General features: G+C 44.3%; 18 protein-coding genes and 1 pseudogene. 12 read left to right on the top strand and 7 right to left on the bottom strand.

Annotated elements, in window-relative coordinates:
• The first annotated feature begins 208 nt into the window (after positions 1–208).
• The 5 genes from PR833_RS09275 (at position 209) to dusA (ending at position 6018) form a co-directional block, all read left to right on the top strand.
• Positions 209–2368 carry an ornithine decarboxylase gene (locus PR833_RS09275; RefSeq protein ID WP_014656883.1) on the top strand — a complete coding sequence of 720 codons (2160 nt, stop codon included), beginning with the start codon at positions 209–211 and terminating at the stop codon, positions 2366–2368.
• 102 nt (positions 2369–2470) lie between these two features.
• Positions 2471–3406, top strand: coding sequence for a uridine-preferring nucleoside hydrolase UriH (gene uriH / locus PR833_RS09270; RefSeq protein WP_004926079.1), 936 nt, complete (start codon positions 2471–2473; stop codon positions 3404–3406).
• 78 nt (positions 3407–3484) lie between these two features.
• Positions 3485–3964, top strand: coding sequence for a DUF6882 domain-containing protein (locus PR833_RS09265; RefSeq protein ID WP_272526046.1), 480 nt, complete (start codon positions 3485–3487; stop codon positions 3962–3964).
• Positions 3965–4014: 50 nt separating this feature from the next.
• Positions 4015–4809 carry an inositol monophosphatase family protein gene (locus tag PR833_RS09260; RefSeq protein ID WP_014656881.1) on the top strand — a complete coding sequence of 265 codons (795 nt, stop codon included), beginning with the start codon at positions 4015–4017 and terminating at the stop codon, positions 4807–4809.
• A 198-nt stretch (positions 4810–5007) separates the two neighbouring features.
• Entirely contained in the window at positions 5008–6018 is a 1011-nt protein-coding gene (dusA, locus tag PR833_RS09255) for a tRNA dihydrouridine(20/20a) synthase DusA (protein ID WP_004924554.1), read from the top strand.
• 42 nt (positions 6019–6060) lie between these two features.
• Here the strand turns inward: dusA and PR833_RS09250 are convergent, their stop codons facing one another.
• Positions 6061–7044, bottom strand: coding sequence for an NADPH:quinone reductase (locus PR833_RS09250; RefSeq protein ID WP_036942008.1), 984 nt, complete (start codon positions 7042–7044; stop codon positions 6061–6063).
• 331 nt (positions 7045–7375) lie between these two features.
• Between PR833_RS09250 and dnaB the strand changes: the two genes are divergently transcribed.
• From dnaB to PR833_RS09235, 3 genes are all read left to right on the top strand, one after another.
• On the top strand, positions 7376–8785 hold the full coding sequence (dnaB, locus tag PR833_RS09245; protein WP_004924545.1) for a replicative DNA helicase: 1410 nt from the start codon (positions 7376–7378) through the stop codon (positions 8783–8785).
• Positions 8786–8926: 141 nt separating this feature from the next.
• Positions 8927–10009, top strand: coding sequence for an alanine racemase (gene alr / locus PR833_RS09240; RefSeq protein WP_014656878.1), 1083 nt, complete (start codon positions 8927–8929; stop codon positions 10007–10009).
• 69 nt (positions 10010–10078) lie between these two features.
• Positions 10079–11275: an amino acid aminotransferase gene (locus PR833_RS09235; RefSeq protein WP_014656877.1), complete on the top strand. Its 1197-nt coding sequence runs from the start codon at positions 10079–10081 to the stop codon at positions 11273–11275.
• Positions 11276–11333: 58 nt separating this feature from the next.
• Here the strand turns inward: PR833_RS09235 and PR833_RS09230 are convergent.
• Positions 11334–11872: pseudogene (locus PR833_RS09230) on the bottom strand (transposase); the annotation flags it as partial.
• 314 nt (positions 11873–12186) lie between these two features.
• Here PR833_RS09230 and PR833_RS09225 point away from each other — a divergent pair.
• Positions 12187–12468 (top strand): hypothetical protein, encoded by a 282-nt coding sequence (locus tag PR833_RS09225; protein ID WP_179078408.1) that lies wholly within the window; start codon positions 12187–12189, stop codon positions 12466–12468.
• A 182-nt stretch (positions 12469–12650) separates the two neighbouring features.
• Here the strand turns inward: PR833_RS09225 and PR833_RS09220 are convergent, their stop codons facing one another.
• The 5 genes from PR833_RS09220 to uvrA all read right to left on the bottom strand — a co-directional run bounded on the left by PR833_RS09220 (position 12651) and on the right by uvrA (position 17022).
• Entirely contained in the window at positions 12651–12938 is a 288-nt protein-coding gene (locus tag PR833_RS09220) for a type II toxin-antitoxin system RelE/ParE family toxin (RefSeq protein WP_014656874.1), read from the bottom strand.
• Positions 12935–13198, bottom strand: coding sequence for a type II toxin-antitoxin system ParD family antitoxin (locus tag PR833_RS09215; RefSeq protein WP_004924521.1), 264 nt, complete (start codon positions 13196–13198; stop codon positions 12935–12937). The genes PR833_RS09220 and PR833_RS09215 overlap by 4 nt, the downstream gene beginning before the upstream one ends.
• 78 nt (positions 13199–13276) lie before the next feature.
• On the bottom strand, positions 13277–13615 hold the full coding sequence (locus PR833_RS09210; RefSeq protein WP_004924517.1) for a hypothetical protein: 339 nt from the start codon (positions 13613–13615) through the stop codon (positions 13277–13279).
• 212 nt (positions 13616–13827) lie between these two features.
• Entirely contained in the window at positions 13828–13938 is a 111-nt protein-coding gene (locus tag PR833_RS20415; protein WP_368913000.1) for a transposase domain-containing protein, read from the bottom strand.
• A 249-nt stretch (positions 13939–14187) separates the two neighbouring features.
• A complete protein-coding gene (gene uvrA / locus PR833_RS09205; RefSeq protein ID WP_014656873.1) occupies positions 14188–17022 on the bottom strand; it encodes an excinuclease ABC subunit UvrA in 2835 nt (944 codons plus the stop codon).
• A gap of 389 nt (positions 17023–17411) precedes the next feature.
• Between uvrA and PR833_RS09200 the strand changes: the two genes are divergently transcribed.
• The 3 genes from PR833_RS09200 (at position 17412) to PR833_RS09190 (ending at position 22022) form a co-directional block, all read left to right on the top strand.
• Positions 17412–17927, top strand: a complete 516-nt coding sequence (locus PR833_RS09200; RefSeq protein ID WP_004924506.1) for a single-stranded DNA-binding protein — start codon at positions 17412–17414, stop codon at positions 17925–17927.
• Between the two features lie 649 nt (positions 17928–18576).
• Positions 18577–20676: a RecQ family ATP-dependent DNA helicase gene (locus PR833_RS09195; RefSeq protein ID WP_272526045.1), complete on the top strand. Its 2100-nt coding sequence runs from the start codon at positions 18577–18579 to the stop codon at positions 20674–20676.
• On the top strand, positions 20673–22022 hold the full coding sequence (locus PR833_RS09190) for a DNA-processing protein DprA (protein WP_036941998.1): 1350 nt from the start codon (positions 20673–20675) through the stop codon (positions 22020–22022). The genes PR833_RS09195 and PR833_RS09190 overlap by 4 nt, the downstream gene beginning before the upstream one ends.
• Positions 22023–22028 lie beyond the last annotated feature (6 nt).

Genomic DNA, 22028 nt, shown 5'->3' with positions numbered 1-22028 from the left:
ATGAATTTCGCACCCATTTCTCCTTGTTTAATGCTGATAACTTAAAAATGGCATAGAAATTTTTTATGCTATTAAACAGTAGGTTATCAAATATTATCTCCTCCCGAAAAATTAGAATTATTCCCGCACTTTATGGCAATTCCAATCTGATTTCCTATCAAGTATATTGTCGGCCTCTTTTCCTCAGCTAACTAAGAGCCAGACTGTTATGAAAAAAATCAATGTGGCATGTAGCCAGGGGGTCGCTATCTACTTTACGGGAGAATTCCAATGGGTAGATATTCGCGATGCACAGTTAAACAATATTGCTGCTGTTGTGTTATCCGAGTTGGATGCCAATCAAGGGCTGTGGAAAAGGGTTGCAGAGAGTAAACTCAGTATTCCGCTGTTTATCATTAGTGATAAACAGCTTCCAGATGATATCCCTCATCCTCCTTATTTAACGGGAATTTTGCCGCCTGCACCGGCTGAGCGTAGTGAAAATAGTCGTCAATTATTTGCGGCGGCAAATCACTATCTTGAGCAGCTATTACCGCCATTTTTTGCGCGAATGATGGATTATGCTGCGGGGCATAATGTCACTTTTGCTTGTCCGGGTCATCAAGGTGGACAATTTTTTCGCCGCCATCCAACTGGCGAACAGTTTTACCAATTTTATGGCGAAAACCTATTTCGTACCGACTTGTGTAATGCTGATGTCGCGATGGGAGACCTGCTGATCCATGAAGGGGCTGCGAAAGAAGCACAGAAATTTGCAGCTCGCGTATTTAATGCAGATAAAACCTATTTTGTACTAAACGGCACCTCTTCTTCCAATAAAGTCGTGTTAAATGCCTTGCTAACACCGGGAGACTTGGTTTTATTCGATCGCAATAATCATAAATCAAACCACCATGGCGCCCTGATCCAAGCGGGCGCAACACCGGTTTACCTTGAAACGGCACGTAACCCATTTGGTTTTATCGGGGGAATCGATGCGCATTGTTTTGAAGAGGACTACTTGCGTTCATTGATTAATGACGTCATGCCTGAAAAAAATACGCGTGAACGTCCATTCCGCTTAGCGGTGATCCAGCTCGGTACTTATGACGGCACGGTTTACAATGCAAGGCAGGTTGTCGATAAAATTGGTCATTTATGTGAGTATATTTTGTTCGATTCTGCGTGGGTTGGCTACGAACAATTTATCCCTATGATGCGCCAATGTTCGCCACTATTACTTGAATTAAATGAAAATGATCCTGGTATTATGGTGACTCAATCGGTGCATAAACAATTGGCAGGGTTCTCGCAAGCGTCGCAAATCCATAAAAAAGATAACCATATTAAAGGGCAAGAGCGCTTTGTCTCGCATAAAAAGCTGAATAACGCTTTTATGATGCACGCGTCTACCAGTCCATTTTATCCGCTGTTTGCCTCGTTAGATGTCAATGCGCGTATGCATCAAGGGGATGCAGGGGAAATGATGTGGATGGAGTGCGTAAGACTTGGCATTGAGGTTAGAAAAGCCATTATCAACCACTGCCATTATTTTAGACCCTTTGTGCCTGAATTTGTCGACGGAAAACCATGGCAAGAGTACCCAACGGCGCAAATTGCTTCTGAACAGCGCTTCTTTAATTTTATTCCTAATGAACGTTGGCATGCGTTTGAAGGGTATGCGGAAAATCAATATTTTGTTGACCCTTGTAAGTTGATGCTAACAACGCCGGGTATCGATGCTCAAAGTGGTGAATACGAATCCTTTGGCGTTCCGGCGACTATATTGGCGCATTTCTTACGTGAACATGGTGTGATCCCCGAGAAATGTGACTTAAATTCCATCTTATTTTTACTCACTCCCGCAGAGAGTAAAGAGAAGTTAGAGCTACTAGTTACCCATTTGGTTCGTTTTGAACAATTACTGGATGAAGATGCTTCACTGGAAGAAGTGTTACCGTCCGTTTATCAACGCTACCAAGAGCATTATCAAGGCTACACATTACGTCGTTTGTGCCAAGAAATGCACCAGTTGAGTGTTCAGTACAATATTAAGCAATTGCAAAAAGAGATGTTCCGTAAGCAGCATTTTCCGACAGTGAAAATGAACCCACAACAAGCGCACCTTGAGTTTATTCGCGGCAACGTGGAGCTGCTTCCTCTATGTGAGCTAGAAGGGCGTATTGCCGCTGAGGGGGCGCTGCCTTATCCTCCGGGCGTACTGTGTGTGGTGCCCGGTGAAGTTTGGGAAGGGCCTGTCTTGCGTTACTTCCAAGCTTTGGAGGCGGGGATCAACTTGCTTCCGGGATTTGCGCCTGAGCTACAAGGGGTATATATCCCGAAAACAGAAGATGGACAAAAACGTGTCTATGCGCATGTTTTGAAGTAAACATTTTTTAAATCGGCGAAAGCTCATAGATTTTACTTTGTTAGCTGGTTACATTGGGAGCTTTAATAAAAGGCTCCCTTTTAATTCAATAAGGTAAGGTGTATGGCAAAGAAAATCATCCTTGATTGCGACCCCGGACATGACGATGCAATTGCGATGCTATTAGCTTATGGCAACCCTGAAATTGACTTACTGGCAGTGACGACCGTTGCTGGTAACCAAACGCTTGAAAAAGTGACTCGCAATGCCTTAGCCGTTGCTGAAATGGCAAAAATTCGTGGTATTCCTTTTGCAGCCGGTTCCTCACGACCACTGGTACGTGAAGTTGAAATTGCCCCCGATATTCATGGTGACTCTGGGTTAGATGGTCCTCAACTACCTGAGCCATCGTTGACTTTGGAAAACTGCCATGCGGTAGAATTGATCATTAAATTGATCATGTCGCATCCACCCAAAACAATCACTTTAGTGCCTACTGGGGCGCTAACCAATATCGCATTAGCCGCAAGGTTGGAGCCACGTATCGTCGAACGCGTCAAAGAAGTCGTGTTGATGGGCGGAGGCTACCATGTAGGAAATTGGAGTCCTGTGGCTGAGTTTAATATCAAAATTGATCCAGAAGCGGCACATATTGTTTTTAATGAAAAATGGCCACTAACGATGGTTGGTTTAGATCTCACCCATCAAGCGCTTGCCACCACAGATATCGTTGCTAACATTGCTGACGTGGGAACACCCTGCGCGAAATTTGTCGTCGAATTACTCGATTTCTTTGGCAAAATGTATAAACAAGCACAAGGATTTGATGCTCCACCAGTGCATGATCCCTGTGCCGTTGCCTATGTTATCGACCCTTCCGTCATGACGACACAGCGCGTACCTGTAGATATTGAACTGACAGGAACTCTCACCCTTGGAATGACTGTGGCCGATTTCCGCCATCCGGCTCCTGAAGATTGCCATACTCAGGTTGCCGTCAAACTCGATCATGCTAAGTTTTGGCAATTGGTCGTCGATGCATTAAAAAATATTGGTTAGTGAATAAGACAGTTTATAGGATAAATAAGATAAAAAACTGACGTTCGATAATCACGCTGTAGTTTAAGGAATATATGAATGAATCAAGAACTTGAAGATTTACCTTACGATACGTTAATCGAGCGAAGTATGAATGCTCTACAGCATAAAAGCCAATTCCACTGTGATACTTGGCATCTTGATCAGGCAAGTTGGTCAGTCGATCAAGAAGAGGGCACAATTGTTTTTCATGCTCCAGACGGTCTCGTTGCTGTTGCTCCCGTGCAAATCATTGGTACTTATGATCAAAACCAAGGGAGTTGGATGTGGGGATGGGCAAATAGCTCGATTGAGGAGCCATTGTTACAAGACGCATTGGCTGTACAAGAATTTGCTGAACGCAAAGGTTATGAGCAGCTTACCGATGCGATGTGTGACATCTCGGAAAATGAAGCATGGCTATTTACGGCACTCGCTTGCGAATTGAATCAGCAACAAGGGGCTTATCGTGGGGGCGCAGGAAGCACATTGATTTTTATGACCTTTGGTGAGGTCAAACTGCATAAAACCCAAGCATAATCATGGGTTATGATTGCCATAATGTTATATTTTAAATAGGAGCCCACAGTATGCTGGCGATTGCGCTTGAAGCGGCAAAATCAGTCAGAGCGATGACCGTAGAAGCATTTCAAGGTGCGGGCAGTTTTGACTATAAGCCCGACCGTTCAGTGGTCACGGAAACAGATTTACGTGTTGAGTCGGCATTGCGTGAGCACTTTGCCCAACACACACCGGATGTGCCGATCCTTGGTGAAGAATTTGGCCTTGAAGGCGATACTGTTTTCGAATCTGGATGGGTGATTGACCCGATTGATGGCACGCGCGCCTTTATTTATGGCATTCCACTCTTTAGCACTTTGATTGCTTATGTTGAAAAGGGGGAGCCTATCGTTGGGGTGATCAGCTTCCCTGCCATTTCAACGGTAGTTTACGCAGCAAAAGGGCAAGGTTGCTACTTGGAAACACATAACGGTTTATCTCGGCGGCTAACATTAGGTACTGATGCGCCTAAAGAGGTCGCTAATGCCGTCATTTCCGCATCGGGGATCCACAGTAGCACTTACAATCAACGAGAAGGTACAACGATTTACCATCTTGACCGTGTCGTCAGTTGCGCTCGCGACTTTATTTTTGCCAACGATGCTTACCAGCATGCCATGGTGGCAACAGGGCGTCTACATGGGGCCATTGATACAATTATGAAACCGTGGGATAGCGCAGCATTGATACCATGTATTCGTGAAGCGGGGGGTGATGTGTGTTCGTTAAGTGGTGAGCGCGATAACGTCATGTTTAGTGGCAGCCTATTGAGTGCCTCAACGCCTGAACTTGCCGATCAACTGGTTAAGTTAATGAATCCGTAAATAGGGTAAACTCGACCGTAGGTAATGAAAGTTTCTACTCTAAAAAAATCGGCGTGCTTTATGGCAGCAAATCAGTTTTACGGCGGGGAGCCGTCATTTGTTGAGGACACCAAAGCCATGGTGTCCTTAGTCGTGTTTCCAATACAGCAAAAACAGATTAAATAGGTTAAGATACACCGAAACACGTCAAATATAAAAATGACTGAAAACAAGGTTTTTCAAGGTATGACAGGCTATAAAAACATAAATCGATTTTCCGTTGCGCCGATGCTCGACTGGACTGACCGCCATTGCCGATATTTTCATCGCTTATTGAGTAAAAATACGTTGCTCTATACTGAAATGGTTACAACAGGTGCCATTATTCATGGTAAGGGCGATTATCTGGCATTTAGTGAAGAAGAGCAGCCAGTAGCATTACAGCTGGGGGGGAGCGACCCTGAGGCATTAGCGCAATGTGCAAAGTTGGCGCAAGAGCGTGGTTATGATGAAATCAACCTCAATGTTGGTTGCCCTTCAGACCGCGTACAAAATGGTCGTTTTGGCGCTTGCCTAATGGCGGATGCTCAGCTTGTGGCTGATTGCGTGAAAGCGATGCAGGATGTTGTGTCGATACCTGTCACAGTGAAAACACGCATTGGCATTGATGAGCAAGATAGCTACGAATTCCTGTGTGATTTTATTGATACCGTCTCAACTAAAGGCGGTTGTGAAATGTTTATCATCCATGCGCGTAAAGCGTGGTTATCCGGCCTAAGTCCGAAAGAAAACCGTGAAATTCCTCCATTGGACTATCCGCGCGTTTATCAGCTAAAACGGGATTTTCCCCACTTAACCATGGCGATTAACGGGGGAATAAAAACACTGGAAGAGGCAAAAGAGCATTTACGTCACCTTGATGGCGTGATGGTAGGGCGTGAAGCCTATCAAAATCCCTCTATTTTGACTGCGGTAGATAACCAATTATTCGATAGCCAATTACCTGTGGTGAATGCGGTGGATGCTGTTCGCCAAATGTTCCCGTATATCGAAAAAGAGTTATCACAAGGCACTTATCTTGGTCATATCACTCGTCATATGTTAGGGATATTTCAAGGAATACCCGGTGCTCGCCAATGGCGGCGCTATCTGAGCGAAAATGCCCATAAGAAAGGGGCTGACCTGGCGGTGGTCGAGCAGGCTCTTGCATTCGTCACCCGCGACCAATAATGTAGTGTGAGGTGCCAACCGTCGTTGGCATCTCACTCAAAATTATGGGATTAGCAGGCTAGAGCCTTGGGTTTTTCTCGACTCTAATGTGCGGTGGGCCGTTTGCACATCTTTCAAGGCAAAGATCTGTTTTTCAGGGACATCCACATTCAATTTGCCACTTAAGATCATATCAAACAGCGCATGGCTTGCCTGATCTAACTCCGCCCGATTAGTGACATAGACCCCTAATGATGGGCGAGTGACGTATAAGCCGCCTTTTTGGTTTAAAATCCCTAAGTTCACGCCAGTCACAGGGCCGGATGCGTTACCAAAGCTCACCATTAAACCTCGGCGTTTTAGTGAATCTAATGAGGCAATCCAAGTTGATTGGCCCACTGAGTCGTACACGACATTCACCTTTTCACCTTGAGTGATCTCTTTGACTCGTGCCGCGATATCTTCTGTTTGATAATTGATGACTTCCCATGCCCCCGCAGCTTTAGCGCGCTCTGCTTTTTCAGCGCTGCCAACGGTACCAATCATTTTAGCGCCAAGCGCTTTTGCCCATTGGCAAGCAATCAGGCCTACACCACCCGCAGCCGCATGGAATAAAAAGATTTCATCTCGTTTGATTTGATAGGTTTGATTCAGCAGATAATAGACAGTCATACCTTTCAGGCCACAGGCGGCAGCCTGTTGAAATGAAATTCCATCAGGAAGATGGGCAACAGCATGCTCAGGAACATTATGAACTTCACTATAAGCACCTAGCGGGCCTTGAGCATACATCACTCGGTCACCTGGGCGAAAACCTGTCACTTGGGAGCCGGTTTTTACCACAATGCCCGCAGCTTCAGTACCAAGCCCCGATGGTAAACTCGCGACGGGGTATAACCCACTACGGACATAAGTATCAATATAGTTGATGCCGATTGCATGATTTTCTATCTGAATTTCGTTATCGGCAGGCTCTTTTAGGTCGAAATCGGAATAGCTGAGAACTTCTGGGCCACCATGTTGTGCAAATTCAATACGTTTTACCATGATCATCTCCGATAGGAACAGTCTGCTTGTACTTGTCGTATAATCAAATTACCGGCTGGATGATGGGCAGACAACGCCCATTTTCTCATCGCTGGCTCAATAGGGATAATTTCACTTGCCTTCAACAAACAACACAAATGATTTCACGTTTGATTTGCCTACCATATCAATCACGCAATAATAACGCTATGGTTTGATGATAGAATTATTGGTTAGTGCCACAACGACGAAAGGCACAATACCCGTTAGAAAAACACAAAGAAAGCCAACGTCAGTAACAAGTTTGGCGTATACTAATGTGCTAGTTAATTATGGATGTGGATAAGAAAGTATGGCTAAGAAATACCCTTCAGAAAACAAGTACAGTGCGCCGCGCGATCAGCAAATGGAAGGCTTAAAACTTCCACCACACTCTATCGAAGCCGAGCAGTCTGTATTGGGAGGGTTGATGCTGGATAATGACCGTTGGGATACTGTTTCCGAGCGTGTCACCCATGCAGACTTTTACAGTCATCCGCATCGTACCATTTTTGCTCAAATGCAAACTCTGCTTGAGCAGGGTAAACCCATCGATTTGATCACATTATCCGAATCCCTTGAACAGGAAGGTAAATTGGATGATGTCGGGGGGTTTGCTTACCTTGCCGAGTTATCAAAAAATACCCCAAGTGCCGCGAATATCAATGCTTACGCCGACATCGTCCGCGAACGTGCTGTTGTGCGTGACATGATCAAAGTCGCGAATGATATCGCCGATGCGGGTTACGACCCACAGGGGCGTAGCAGTGAAGATTTACTCGACTTTGCCGAAACGAAGGTGTTCCAAATTGCAGAGTCGAGAGCGAATAAGGACGAAGGGCCAAAAGATATTGAAGCAATTTTGGCTGAAACCATTGAAAAAATAGAAAAACTGTATCAGCAACCTCACGATGGTGTGACAGGGGTGTCGACAGGTTACCAAGATCTCGATAAGAAAACGGCGGGTCTACAAGGCTCTGACCTTATTATTGTTGCAGCTCGTCCATCAATGGGGAAAACCACTTTTGCGATGAACTTGTGTGAAAATGCAGCGATGACGGAAGAAAAACCCGTGTTGATCTTCAGTTTGGAGATGCCCGGTAGCCAGATCATGATGCGTATGTTGGCCTCCTTATCGCGTGTTGATCAAACACGTATTCGTACAGGCCAGCTTGACGACGAGGACTGGGCGCGTATTTCTAGCACCATGGGGATTCTGTCAGAAAAGCGCAACATGTACATCGATGACTCCTCTGGCTTAACACCAACAGAAGTACGTTCCCGTGCGCGTCGTATCTATCGAGAGCATGGTGGTTTAAGTCTGATTATGATTGACTATTTACAGTTAATGAGAGTCCCTGCATTATCGGATAACCGTACACTTGAAATTGCTGAAATTTCTCGGTCACTGAAGGCATTAGCTAAAGAACTTAATGTGCCTGTTGTGGCGCTATCACAGCTTAACCGGAGCTTGGAACAACGCGCGGATAAACGTCCAGTCAACTCAGACTTACGTGAATCAGGCTCTATTGAGCAGGATGCTGACCTTATTATGTTTATCTATCGTGATGAGGTTTATCACGATAACAGTGACTTGAAAGGGGTGGCGGAAATCATTATCGGTAAACAGCGTAACGGTCCGATTGGTACGGTTCGATTAACGTTCAATGGTCAATGGTCTCGCTTTGATAACTATGCGGGGCCTGCCTATGACGATGAGTGATCTGTCATACTAAAAGCGGCAGTGTTGTTGACTAGGCTCATGTGGGCTAGTCAGATGCGTATGTATGCAGCAAGCGGCTTATCTATCTTTGGCGCTGAGCTGCATCTTGGATGATTTATAAGAAAGTAAAAAGAGGACATAATGAAAGCGGCAACCGCTTTAATTAACCGCCGCGCTCTGCGACATAATCTGCAACGAGTTAGAGAACTCGCACCACACAGCCGTTTAATTGCCATTGTTAAAGCAAATGCTTATGGCCATGGATTAACCGAAGTCAGCACCACCCTTGAAGATCTCGTTGATGGTTTTGGTGTCGCCCGACTTAAAGAAGCTCTGGCACTGAGGGAACGAGGGATAACGGCTCCTATTGTATTACTTGAAGGTTTTTTCGAACATTCTGATCTCCCCTTGTTAGTGGAACATCAAATCGATACGGTTATCCACTGTGTTGAACAGCTTGTAATGCTGGAAGCAACCGAATTGGCGAACCCGATTAAAGTTTGGATGAAACTCGACACAGGCATGCACCGCTTAGGCGTGTTGCCTCAAGATGCGGAAGCATTCTATCAGCGCTTGCAAGCGTGTAAAAACGTCAAACACCCCATCAATATTATCAGCCATTTCTGTCAGGCTGATGAGCCTGAATTACCGACAACAGCAAATCAAATTCACTGCTTTAAACAGTTTGTTGCCAATAAGGCCGGAGAAAAATCGATTGCGGCATCGGCAGGGATCTTATTATGGCCAGATGCCCATTATGACTGGGTTAGGCCGGGGATCATCATGTATGGTGCCTCCCCTCAAGAAGGTACATCCGCCGAGCATTTTGGTTTACAAAGTGTGATGACACTAAAATCAACATTGATTGCTGTTAGGGAGCATGCTGCTGGGCAATGTGTGGGTTATGGTGCAACATGGTGTAGCCAGCGTGACACTCGGTTGGGCGTTGTTGCGATAGGTTATGGTGATGGTTATCCCCGAAGCGCGCCTTCAGGTACGCCAGTTTTGGTAAATGGGCGAAAAGTGCCTATTGTAGGACGAGTTTCAATGGATATGATCACCGTTGATCTTGGGCCAAATGCCAATGATAAAGTGGGTGATGAGGTGATTTTATGGGGGAAATCTCTGCCAGTTGAAGAAATCGCCGCACAAACAGGCATTATCAATTATGAGTTACTGACTAAATTAACCTCAAGAGTTGTCATGGAATATGTAGACGAATAGCAAACAAAGGGTTATTTTCAAAAGACGAAACAAAAAAATATTATTTTTATCTGATTATGGAGATGTACTGTGTACCAACATGTTGATTCTTACCCGGGCGATCCGATCTTATCGCTGATGGATGAATTTAATAAAGATACTCGTGAAAACAAGATCAACCTGAGTATCGGCTTATACTATGATGGGGAAGGTAAAACACCTGAGCTGAAAACTGTTGGTCATGCGAAAGCGGAATTAAACAAGTTACCAGCAAGCGCGTCACTGTATTTACCGATGGAAGGTCTCAAAGATTATCGCCTAGAGATCCAAAAATTACTCTTCGGTGCTGATTGTCCTCTTATTGCGCAAGAACGTATCGCGACAGTACAAACTATCGGTGGTTCAGGGGCACTAAAATTGGGTGCGGATTTCCTCAACCATTACTTCCCTAAATCAGAGGTGTGGTGCAGTGACCCTACATGGGAAAACCATGCATCAATTTTCTCTGGAGCAGGCACTAAAGTTCACTATTACCCTTACTTTGATGAAAAGAGTAAAGGGGTAAAATTTGCTGAAATGCTGGCAACATTTAAGACATTGCCGGAAAATAGCATCATTTTAATGCACCCTTGCTGCCATAACCCAACCGGTTCAGATCTCACGCCAGAGCAGTGGGATGAAGTGACTAAAGTGGCTAAGGCACAAAAACTGATCCCATTCTTGGATATTGCATATCAAGGATTTGCGGAAGGTATTGAAGAAGATGCTTATGCTATCCGTGCGATGGTAAAAGCAGGCTTGCCTGTGTTTGTGAGTAATTCATTCTCTAAAATTTTTGGTATCTATGGTGAACGTGCTGGTGGTTTGTCAGTTATTTGTGAAAGCCAAGAAGAACGTGACCGCGTATTAGGCCAATTAAAAGCAGGGGTACGTCGCCTATACTCAAGCCCACCGTCAAATGGGGCTAAAATTGTGGCGCAAGTTCTCACAAACAGTGAACAGAAAGCACAATGGTTGAAGGAAGTTGAAGAGATGCGCGTACGTATTTTAGAAATGCGTACTGTTCTGGTGGATGAACTGAAAAAAGCACTACCAGAAAAAAACTTTGACCATCTGTTAAAACAACGCGGTATGTTTAGTTACACAGGCTTCTCGAAAGAGCAGGTTGCGCGTTTGAAAGATGAGTTTGCTGTCTACTTAGTGGGTACGGGGCGTGTTTGTATGGCTGGTGTAAACCGTCATAATGTTCAACGTATTGTTGAAGCGTTCGCTGCTGTAAGCAAATAATTCGTGAATTATTGATTAAAAAACGCGGGTTTTGCCCTAATGCTTGCCAGTTAAGTCATTAATATCGCCGTAACGGATACCGTTGCGGCTTTTTCTTTACTGCTCGGGGTAATGCCTTTGTCGCCTACTAGGTAGTACAAAACTTCCAACCATAGCCAATATCTCATTGATGAATTTCGGTATTTTCCCCAGAGCTACTGCGGAAAGTAGGCTTAATTGAGCACTCAGGTATAGCGCAGTTTGTTTAAATCCCATCTGATACGGTTCTGTATCTTTCAGGCTGTATGCCATCTGTGCCATCATAAATCGCAGTAAGTTATACGCGAGTACTATTCCCCATAATTCTTGATTTACCAATGCTGGCTTTTTGCTCCTCAATGTGAGTTCATTATTCAACATATGCTGCTTCATTTCCCTGAAGCCATGCTCTATTTCCCAACGATGCCTATAAAGGTCTGCAATATCGGCTTTGGGGTATCGAAGTGGCTCACTCATTGATGTTAATATCTGAACACCCTTTCCATTGATATTTTTTGTTATCAATCGGGCTCTCAATGTTATTGGGGAGTTAGCCCACTTTTTGCGTGCTTGGGGTGTAAAAGGGTTAAAGCAATCTGGCACAGGGATATTTGAAGAGAGTTATACACCAATGAGAACGCAGTATCCGATCGAACGAGAAGAGGCGTTCACGGTGCCTGTTTCATTCCAGAATTATTTGGATGGCAAGAAAAATAATTTTTAGAAGCTTGATGTCATTGAAGTCACAGGTGATTTCCATAAACAGTATCCAAATATCGACAATCTCACGCCATCAGATAAAGGAACTATGATTCTATTTTTTGAATTTGCCAAATCGTCAGCGAAAATAGGCGGAGAGGCAACAAGTTTTGATGGTGGTGAAATGGGTGGCGATGTCTTGGGTAGCACTTATGATAAATAGAACGTTTTTAAGATGGTTTTTGACTATTTTGTTGGTTTTATTATTTTATTTAGGCTTGGGCATTTTTGAATTCGGGTTTAGTTCAAGCTTTACATACAACTACACAGTGATAGGTAATGATGATCCAGTTACCGTTTGGCGCGCTTTCGTAGAGAGTTTGCGAATGAATCATGACACTGCAATGGCTTATGTTATTTTTGGCACTCCTATTTTGCTAATATTGTTATTTTTCATTCATAAAAAGATAAGATAGCAACTGTCATGACAGCTTTGGTGAGGGGGCACCCTCATCGGTATCGTTCGACCGCATTGAACCGTTTGATCAGGTCCGGTAACGACTCAGTAAGCCCATGATAGGCAATGGCCTTTTCACTTGCAGTCTTCCCCATTATCCCATTTTCCACAACGAGAAAAGCCACTGTTCCGCGTATATCGTTAACTGAAATGCGCAGGAATATCTCTGGAGCCGTGGAGTATGCGCTCTATGCGTACTTCAGCTTCCAGTACGCGGAAAAATAACAGGTATCGGCCATAAGCACAGCTTCTCAAGCCTGGCAAAATTTCTGGGCGTTCAGCATAGAGGGTCGGAGAGTCTGCAATAAGAAGACATTTTTGATACAGCTCTTCAATAAAACTCAGGGCCCTAATGGGATTATCCTTTGCTATCCAGTCACCGATCGATTCTAAATCCTGTACTGCCAGCGGTGATATACCCAATTTCATTTGCTACCGTTATCCTCAGCCAATGTGGCATACTTACTTGATAAACGGCTAAATACCGCGCTCGCATCTTTACTTTCACCGCTATTAATACCGTCAACTATTGCCGTTTGAAGTGCGGCAAGTTTTAATTGATTTTCCTGCTCTTCTAAAGCGCGAAGTCCTGCACGGATCACTTCACTTGTATTATTATATCGCCCGCTCTTAATCTGACTTTGGATAAATTCCTCAAAGTAAGGGCTTAAAGCTACACTCGTTGACATGGTTAAAATCCCTACTAGTTACCAACTATTATTAACTATTAGTATAAACCCGTTCTTATTTTTATCAATATCGAACAATCAACAATACCGTTCACCTGCATTATAACGGCGGATAAGATCTGGCAAGGACGTTTCCAAACCATAATAGGTGACCGTATGCGCACTGGCGGTCTGGCGCATAAAACCGTTCTCAACAGCAACGAATGCACTGATACGTGCAAAAATGGCGTTTTCGTCATGGTTAACTTCGACGAGAATGCCAGGTTCGATCAGCACACGTCGTTTCTTTCCCGTTTTACGACTCGTTGAACAGTGCTCGCCTTTAACGGTACTGGCACTCCTCGGCATAAATTGACCACCTTTGTAATACTCGCCATTGACGCCTAATTCCCCTCCTTTCTTTGCTTGGCCTTTCATTGGAACCCCCTTATTAAAGAAAGCCGGGGTTAGCCCGTAATGCTTGTCAGTTGAGTTATTAATATTGCCGTAACGGATACCGTTACGGCTTTTTCTTTACTGCTCGGGGTAATGCCTTTGTCGCCTACTAGGTAGTACAAAACTTCCAACCATAGCCAATATCTCATTGATGAATTTCGGTATTTTCCCCGGAGCTACTGCGGAAAGTAGGCTTAGACTTGAGCCATGGAAAGAGAACGAAAAAGAGAGATTTCCATTACAGCCCATACCATCATTCCCATCGGAAGACGGCGTTTTCTTATTGTAACAACCCCAGTATCCACGAGACATTCGTCAATGAGTTCAGCGGAAAGGAGCTCAGAAAGGGCTGTAAATTATTTTGGCGAGAAAGCCTGAACAGTCTTGAGAGCTTGACTAAGTAACATAAAAAAATCCGTAATCTTGGGATGATTACGGATTTTTACAGCACTGTAGGATCGTTCAACCTATTATTGAGTTCTTAACTGACTGATCGGCATTAGGGTTTTGCCCGCGTTTTTCGATTTCAAAATAAGGCGCTGTCACGCTTGTGGTTAGTAGCCCCGTGCTAAGATGGGTTTTAAGAAACGAGCAGTATGCGATTTTTCACATTCAGCCACTTCTTCAGGTGTACCAGAAATCAAAATTTCACCGCCACCACTTCCCCCTTCAGGACCTAAATCAACAATCCAATCAGCGGTTTTGATCACATCTAAGTTATGTTCAATGACGACAATCGTATTGCCTTGGTCACGTAATTGATGTAGTACCGTCAAGAGCTGCTGAATATCGGCAAAATGCAGCCCAGTGGTTGGCTCATCAAGGATATAGATGGTTTGCCCAGTACCGCGTTTCGATAGCTCACGAGCCAGTTTCACACGTTGTGCTTCACCACCGGATAAGGTCGTCGCTGATTGGCCTAAGCGGATATAGGATAACCCCACATCCATCAAGGTTTGCAGCTTACGAGCCAGTGCTGGCACAGCATCAAAGAAATCACGAGCCTCTTCGATAGTCATATCAAGCACTTCGTGGATACTTTTGCCTTTATATTTTATCTCTAATGTTTCGCGGTTATAGCGCTTACCTTTACATTGATCACAGGGCACATAAACGTCAGGTAAGAAGTGCATTTCAACTTTGATAACACCATCACCTTGGCAGGCTTCACAGCGCCCCCCTTTAACGTTAAAGCTAAAACGACCTGGATTGTAGCCACGAGTACGAGATTCCGGTACACCAGCAAATAACTCACGAATCGGTGTAAACACCCCCGTATAAGTCGCCGGGTTTGAGCGAGGCGTTCGCCCGATAGGGCTTTGGTCGATATCGATGACTTTGTCAAAGTGTTCAAGCCCTTCAACATCAAGATAAGGTGCTGGTGTAATTGTGGTGGCACCATTCAATTGACGTTGTGCGATAGGGAATAAGGTATCGTTGATCAATGTGGATTTCCCTGAACCCGACACCCCAGTGATACAGGTAAATAGGCCAACAGGGAGTTTTAAGGTCACATTTTTCAGGTTATTCCCTTTAGCGCCAAACAGTTTGAGCATCTTGTCTTTATTGACGGGAACCCGTTTTTTAGGGATATCAATGCGCCGCTCGCCACTTAGGAACTTGCCTGTTAAAGAGTCTGTATTGGCGACGATATCTTCTAAGGTACCTTGTGCAACGATTTGACCACCATGGACGCCAGCCCCCGGACCAATATCAATGATATGATCTGCGGCGCGAATAGCATCTTCATCGTGCTCTACCACAATAACGGTATTACCTAGATTGCGTAGATGAATGAGGGTTTCCAACAAGCGATCATTATCGCGTTGATGGAGACCGATCGACGGTTCATCCAGAACATACATGACCCCGACAAGGCCTGCACCAATTTGGCTAGCGAGACGGATACGTTGCGCCTCACCGCCCGATAAAGTATCTGCCGAACGAGAAAGCGTTAAGTAATTAAGACCAACATTCACCAAAAATTTTAATCGGTCACTAATTTCTTTAAGGACTTTTTCTGCAATTTTTGCCCGTTGCCCGCTGAGTTTAAGATTTTGGAAAAACGCCATCGCATGACCAATACTGTAGTCAGCAATTTCAGGCAACGTGGTATTTTCGACAAAAACAAAACGTGCCTCTTTACGTAAACGTGTTCCGTGACATGTCACGCAAGGGCGATTGCTAATGTATTTGGCGAGTTCTTCCCGTACCGCCGTTGATTCCGTTTCTTTATAGCGGCGTTCCATGTTATTGAGCACCCCTTCAAAAGGGTGGTGACGAACCGTAATATCGCCGCGATCATTACGATATTTGAACTCAATCGTCTCTTTACCTGAGCCGTACAGAATAATTTTCTGAATGGAAGGACTCAGAGAATCATAAGGGGCCTCAACATCAAATTTATAATGCTCAGCAAGGGATTGCAGCATTTGGAAGTAGTAGAAGTTCCGGCGATCCCAGCCGCGAATAGCCCCACCTGCGAGTGATATCTCGGTATTTTGGATCACCCTTTCAGGATCAAAAAATTGTTGAACACCAAGGCCATCACAGCTCGGACATGCCCCGGCGGGGTTATTAAAGGAGAATAAGCGAGGCTCTAATTCCACCATGCTATAGCCGCATACCGAGCAGGCAAAATTGGCTGAAAACACTAACTCTTCTGCGTCGGGATCATCCATATCGGCAACAATCGCGGTACCGCCGGATAGCTCAAGAGCGGTTTCGAAAGATTCAGCGAGGCGCTGTGCGATATCATCACGGATCTTAAAGCGGTCAACCACAACTTCAATGGTATGCTTCTTTTGTAACTCCAACGTTGGAGGATCGGACAGATCACACACTTCACCGTCGATACGTGCACGAATATAGCCCTGAGAGGCCAAGTTATCTAACAATTTGACATGTTCACCTTTGCGGTCTTTCACGACAGGGGCTAATAACATCATGCGACGATCAACAGGCTGTGCTAGCACGTTATCGACCATTTGACTCACGGTTTGAGCCGCTAGCGGAATATCGTGATCTGGGCAGCGTGGTTCACCTACACGGGCAAATAATAAACGTAAGTAGTCATGGATTTCGGTGATTGTGCCCACCGTTGACCTTGGGTTATGAGAGGTGGATTTTTGTTCAATCGAAATAGCGGGTGATAACCCTTCTATATGATCAACATCGGGTTTCTCCATCAGTGAGAGAAATTGCCTTGCATAGGCGGATAAGGACTCTACATAGCGCCGTTGACCTTCTGCATAGAGTGTGTCAAAAGCTAATGATGATTTCCCTGAACCTGACAACCCCGTAATAACTATCAGTTTGTCTCGGGGGATGATGAGATTGATGTTTTTCAGATTATGAGTGCGGGCACCGCGTACTTCGATATTATCCATTTACCACTTCCCGGATGATTTGATAGTGAACAATCATAAGTGAATCATTATCGCACAATTCAGACTGAATGAATATACAGTGTTTTATTAAAAAACAGATTATAATCATGTGATCTTGAGTTGTCGCGTTGTTGATTATATTCATTCGCACTGAACAAGGCTGGTGTTTGCATTGTCGAATTATTAATGTATCGCGTAGCTGCACAGTAAATTATTCAGGTTGTCAGTTTGTGAACCTTCAAGAACGATACAATTTAAATTTTCAAAGCTGCTCGCAACTTGAGCAAGCTACATCTATTTTAGTATGCAATTCGTATGCATTATGGGTTGGTCGTGCTAAACTTCACGACTAATACAGAGATTAAATTTAATGGATCAGGAGTGTTTAAATGGCCAGCAGAGGCGTAAATAAAGTAATTCTTATCGGTAACTTAGGGCAAGATCCTGAAATCCGTTACATGCCTAACGGTGGTGCTGTTGCAAACCTGACTCTGGCAACTTCTGAAAGCTGGCGCGATAAGCAAACTGGTGAAATGCGTGAGAAAACAGAATGGCATCGTGTCGTGATTTTCGGCAAATTAGCTGAAGTTGCTGGTGAATATCTGAAAAAAGGTTCTCAAGTCTATATTGAAGGTTCTTTGCAGACTCGCAAATGGCAAGACCAAAGTGGTCAAGACCGTTACACCACTGAAGTTGTGGTTAACATCGGTGGCTCAATGCAAATGTTAGGCGGTCGTGGTGGCGAATCATCAGGCCAAAGCCAAGGTGGTCAAAGCGGTTGGGGTCAGCCTCAGCAACCAGCGGCTCAGCAATTCAGTGGCGGCGGCGCCCCAGCGCGTTCACCAGCACCTGCGCCACAAAGCAGCGAACCACCAATGGACTTCGATGACGATATTCCGTTCTGATTGGAATAAAAATCGAATTAAAGTAGATCTGAGGTTTTTTTAGCCGTCTGATTTACAAAGTGCAGAAAACAAACTTCAGCCTTCTAAGTGTGAGAGCATTTAGAAGGTTTTTTGTTTTAGACAAATGTTGGGTGTTGAATAAATACTAAAAATATTATTTTTTATTTAGGTAAATAGTGGTCGTTCCCTCTCTTTTCACCAATCAGAATCATTCCATTAGACTGAAAGATAATTCCCTAAAAGAAGCTATATGTAATGGCTAACAATACGGAAAGAGTGTTTGTGCTTTTACCAAATGAATTTATTGTTTCAGAAGCATTTTAATATCAATAAATTGAACAGAAATTTGAGAACGTTCGCAGTTTTTTACCTCCGGCTGGAAAAGGTAAAATGTGGCTTTATTATGCAGTTCATGAAGCGAGAAAATAATAATGGAAGTCGTGCTATTGCCTTTAAATATAAATAATATTAATGCAGTTGATATTTTTTGTTTCCTATTAGCTTGAATGAATACACGTGATATTCAGGTTGAAAATCGATGCTCTAAATTATCAGGCTGTTTGAATATAGCGAACATTATGTAATTTCACGACTTGTTGCTACCCAAACTTATCAACGGTGAACTTACCGAATAAATTAAGGAGTAATAATGAACCGTGCCGAAGCCCTACAACTACTAAGAACCGCTCTAGCTAGCCCTACTGCCGAATTTCGAGATGGTCAGTGGGAAGCGATTGATACACTAGTAAATCATCGACAGAAGTTACTCGTTGTACAGCGAACAGGTTGGGGGAAGAGTTCGGTTTATTTTATCAGTACGAAGATTTTCCGCGATAGAGGTATGGGGCCAACGATTATTGTATCGCCATTGTTGGCCTTGATGCGCAACCAAATTGAATCAGCGGAACGTTTGGGGATTGTGGCTGAGACGATGAACTCAACTAACCAAGATGATTGGCAAAGTGTTACGCAGCGTATTCACAATAATCAAATTGATTGTTTGTTGATTTCACCTGAACGGTTAGCTAATGATAGTTTTATTGAAACAGTACTTCAGCCTATTGCAGATCGTATCGCTTTGATGGTGATTGATGAAACTCATTGTATTTCCGATTGGGGGCATGATTTCCGCCCTGACTACCGTCGCATTGTGAATATTTTGCGTCAGTTACCTGCAAACACCCCAGTATTAGGCACCACTGCGACGGCTAATAATCGTGTTGTCGATGATATTCAGGCCTTACTTGGTCATATCCGGATCCAGCGTGGTTCATTGATCCGAGAGAGCCTTGCATTGCAAACCATGGTTCTGCCCGATCAAAGTTCTCGTCTAGCATGGCTAGCTCAGGTAATTCCCAATTTGCCGGGTACAGGCATCGTTTACACATTAACAGTACGTGATGCTGAACAAGTTGCTGAATGGCTAAATCGTAACGGTATCGATGCGAAGGCTTATCATAGCAGCGTTGAAAGTGATGATTTTGAAAATAGTAATGTTTACCGTCAACATTTAGAGGAATTACTATTTAATAATCAATTAAAGGTGTTGGTGGCGACGACCGCGTTAGGCATGGGTTATGATAAACCCGACCTAAGTTTCGTCATTCACTATCAAGCTCCGGGGTCTATTGTCGCTTATTATCAGCAAGTAGGGCGTGCTGGCCGTGGTATTGACCATGCAGTAGGCGTATTAATGTCTGGTGTAGAGGATCGGGACATTCATGAATTTTTCTGGGGCTCAGCGTTTCCATCTGAAATGCAAGTCAATGAGGTTTTACAGGCGCTAGAACAGGGTGATGGTTTATCAATACGTAATATCGAGGAGAAAACTAACCTGCGCTACGGGCAGATTGAGAAGGTACTTAAATTATTGAGCGTGGAAAACCCGGCGCCCGTCATTAAAAATGGCAGCCGCTGGGTAAGGACGCCTGTACATTACCAAATGGATCATGCGCGTATTGAACATTTAACAGGACAGCGTGTTCAAGAGTGGCAAGAAGTACAGGCCTATTTGAAAGACAGTGGATGCAAGATGACCTTTCTGCGCAAAGCTCTAGACGACCATGATCCGACTCCTTGCGGTAAGTGTGCATCCTGTATAGCACGCCCAGTTGTCAACCAAGCCATCGACCCCGCTTTGGTTCATCGGGCGGGAACTTTTCTTAAGCACGCCGAGATGGCGATTAAACCTAAAGCACAGGTTGCCGCTAATGCTTTCTTGGAGTATGGCTTTAAAGGTAGTCTGCCACAAAATCTCCGTGCTCAAGAAGGACGGGTTTTATCACGTTGGGGGGATGCTGGTTGGGGGCGTTTAGTTGCAAACAACAAATATGCTGGGTATTTTAGTGATGAATTAGTCGAAGCGATGGCAGAAATGATCCAAAACCGCTGGAAACCAACCCCTGCACCACAATGGGTCTGTTGTGTACCATCGCGAAAGCATCCAGAATTAGTACCAAGTTTTGCTCGCCGTTTAGCCTCGCGACTAGGCTTGCCATTTGTGAATTCTGTGAGCAAAATTAAAGATAACCAGCCACAAAAAAGTCAGCAAAATCGTTTCCACCAGTGCCAGAATTTGGATGGCGCATTTGCTATTACAGAATTATTATGTGGGCAGCCCGTACTTTTGGTCGATGACATTGTGGACTCCGGCTGGACGCTAACAGTCATCGCGGCATTATTACAGCAGGCAGGTAGTGGTATGGTATATCCAGTTGCACTTGCCTCTTCTTCGGTAAAAGACTCATGAATGTATCTAGCTCATTGTCACCAACAGCGCAAGCGACTTTATTACTAACTAGCTATTTTTCCAAGGCGAGTAGTGAAGCCGTCAAGCCGCTCACTAATACGGAGTGGGGGCGGTTTGCGTTATGGTTGAAAGAAAAATCAACGACACCAGCAGACCTTTTAGTCTCTGATCCGAAGGCACTACTCAGTGGGTGGCACGATGCTCGTATTAGTACAGAACGGATTGTGGAGCTATTGAACCGTGGGCATAGCCTTGCTCTTGCCATAGAGAAATGGCAACGAGCGGGTTTGTGGGTGGTTACGCGTTCTGATCCTGAATACCCAAAACGTTTAAAACAGCGGTTAAAAACAGATTCTCCCCCCGTGTTATTTGGTTGTGGGAATAAAGCGTTATTGAATATGGGGGGATTAGCCGTTATTGGTTCACGTAATGCAAGTGTGTCTGATCTCACTTATACAGACCAAATTGGTGCTAAAGCAGCATCCGATAATGTCGCGATTATTTCAGGGGCAGCACGTGGTGTCGATGAAACGGCAATGTTAGGCGCTATGCGGCAAGGTGGCGTAATTATTGGTGTGGTGGCGGATAATTTACTAAAAGCCGCAACGAGTAGTAAATGGCGTAAAGGGCTAATGGAGGGGCATGCGGTATTAGTATCACCTTTTTATCCAGAAGCGGGTTTTAGCACCGGTAATGCGATGGCTCGCAATAAGTATATTTACTGTTTAGCAGATAGCGCTCTTGTGATCCATTCAGGTAAAAAAGGGGGTACGTTAAGTGGTGCTGAAGAAAATCTAAAAAAAATGTGGGTGCCTCTATGGGTCAAGCCGACAATTGACAAAAGTGCTGCTAATGCTGATTTGGTCGCTAAAGGCGCGCGCTGGTTAACGGATGATGTGCAACACTCTAATATTGCAGAACTCATTAGAAATGACGTCAATAGTGTTGAGCAGGTAAAAGAAGAACAGCCTGATCTTTTTTCATCTGCCGTTCCTGAACAACCAGAATTATTTGCAGAGCCTAATCCAATATTAGAAGCCAACCTGCCAGAGATAGAGAGCAATGTATCAAGTGGTGTGGAGCAAACAGACAGTTTGGCCGTTTCAAAGCAGTCTATAGAGATTGAGGAGCTGCGTTCAACTCCTGTAGATTTTTATCAATTATTCACAATGGAACTTCAAGGGTTGGCTAAAGAACCAATTTCACTTGATGAACTTATTGCAAAGACAGAATTACACAAATCACAATTAAATGAGTGGTTGAAGCGCGCAGAAAAAGATGGCTTAGTAAAAAAACTCAAACGGCCAGTCCGTTATCAAGCGGTAATTGAGAAAGAGCAGGGCTAAATACCA

The organism is Providencia sp. PROV189 (assembly GCF_028480065.1).
GTDB lineage: Bacteria > Pseudomonadota > Gammaproteobacteria > Enterobacterales > Enterobacteriaceae > Providencia > Providencia stuartii.
This window is presented reverse-complemented; position numbering and strand designations above follow the sequence as displayed.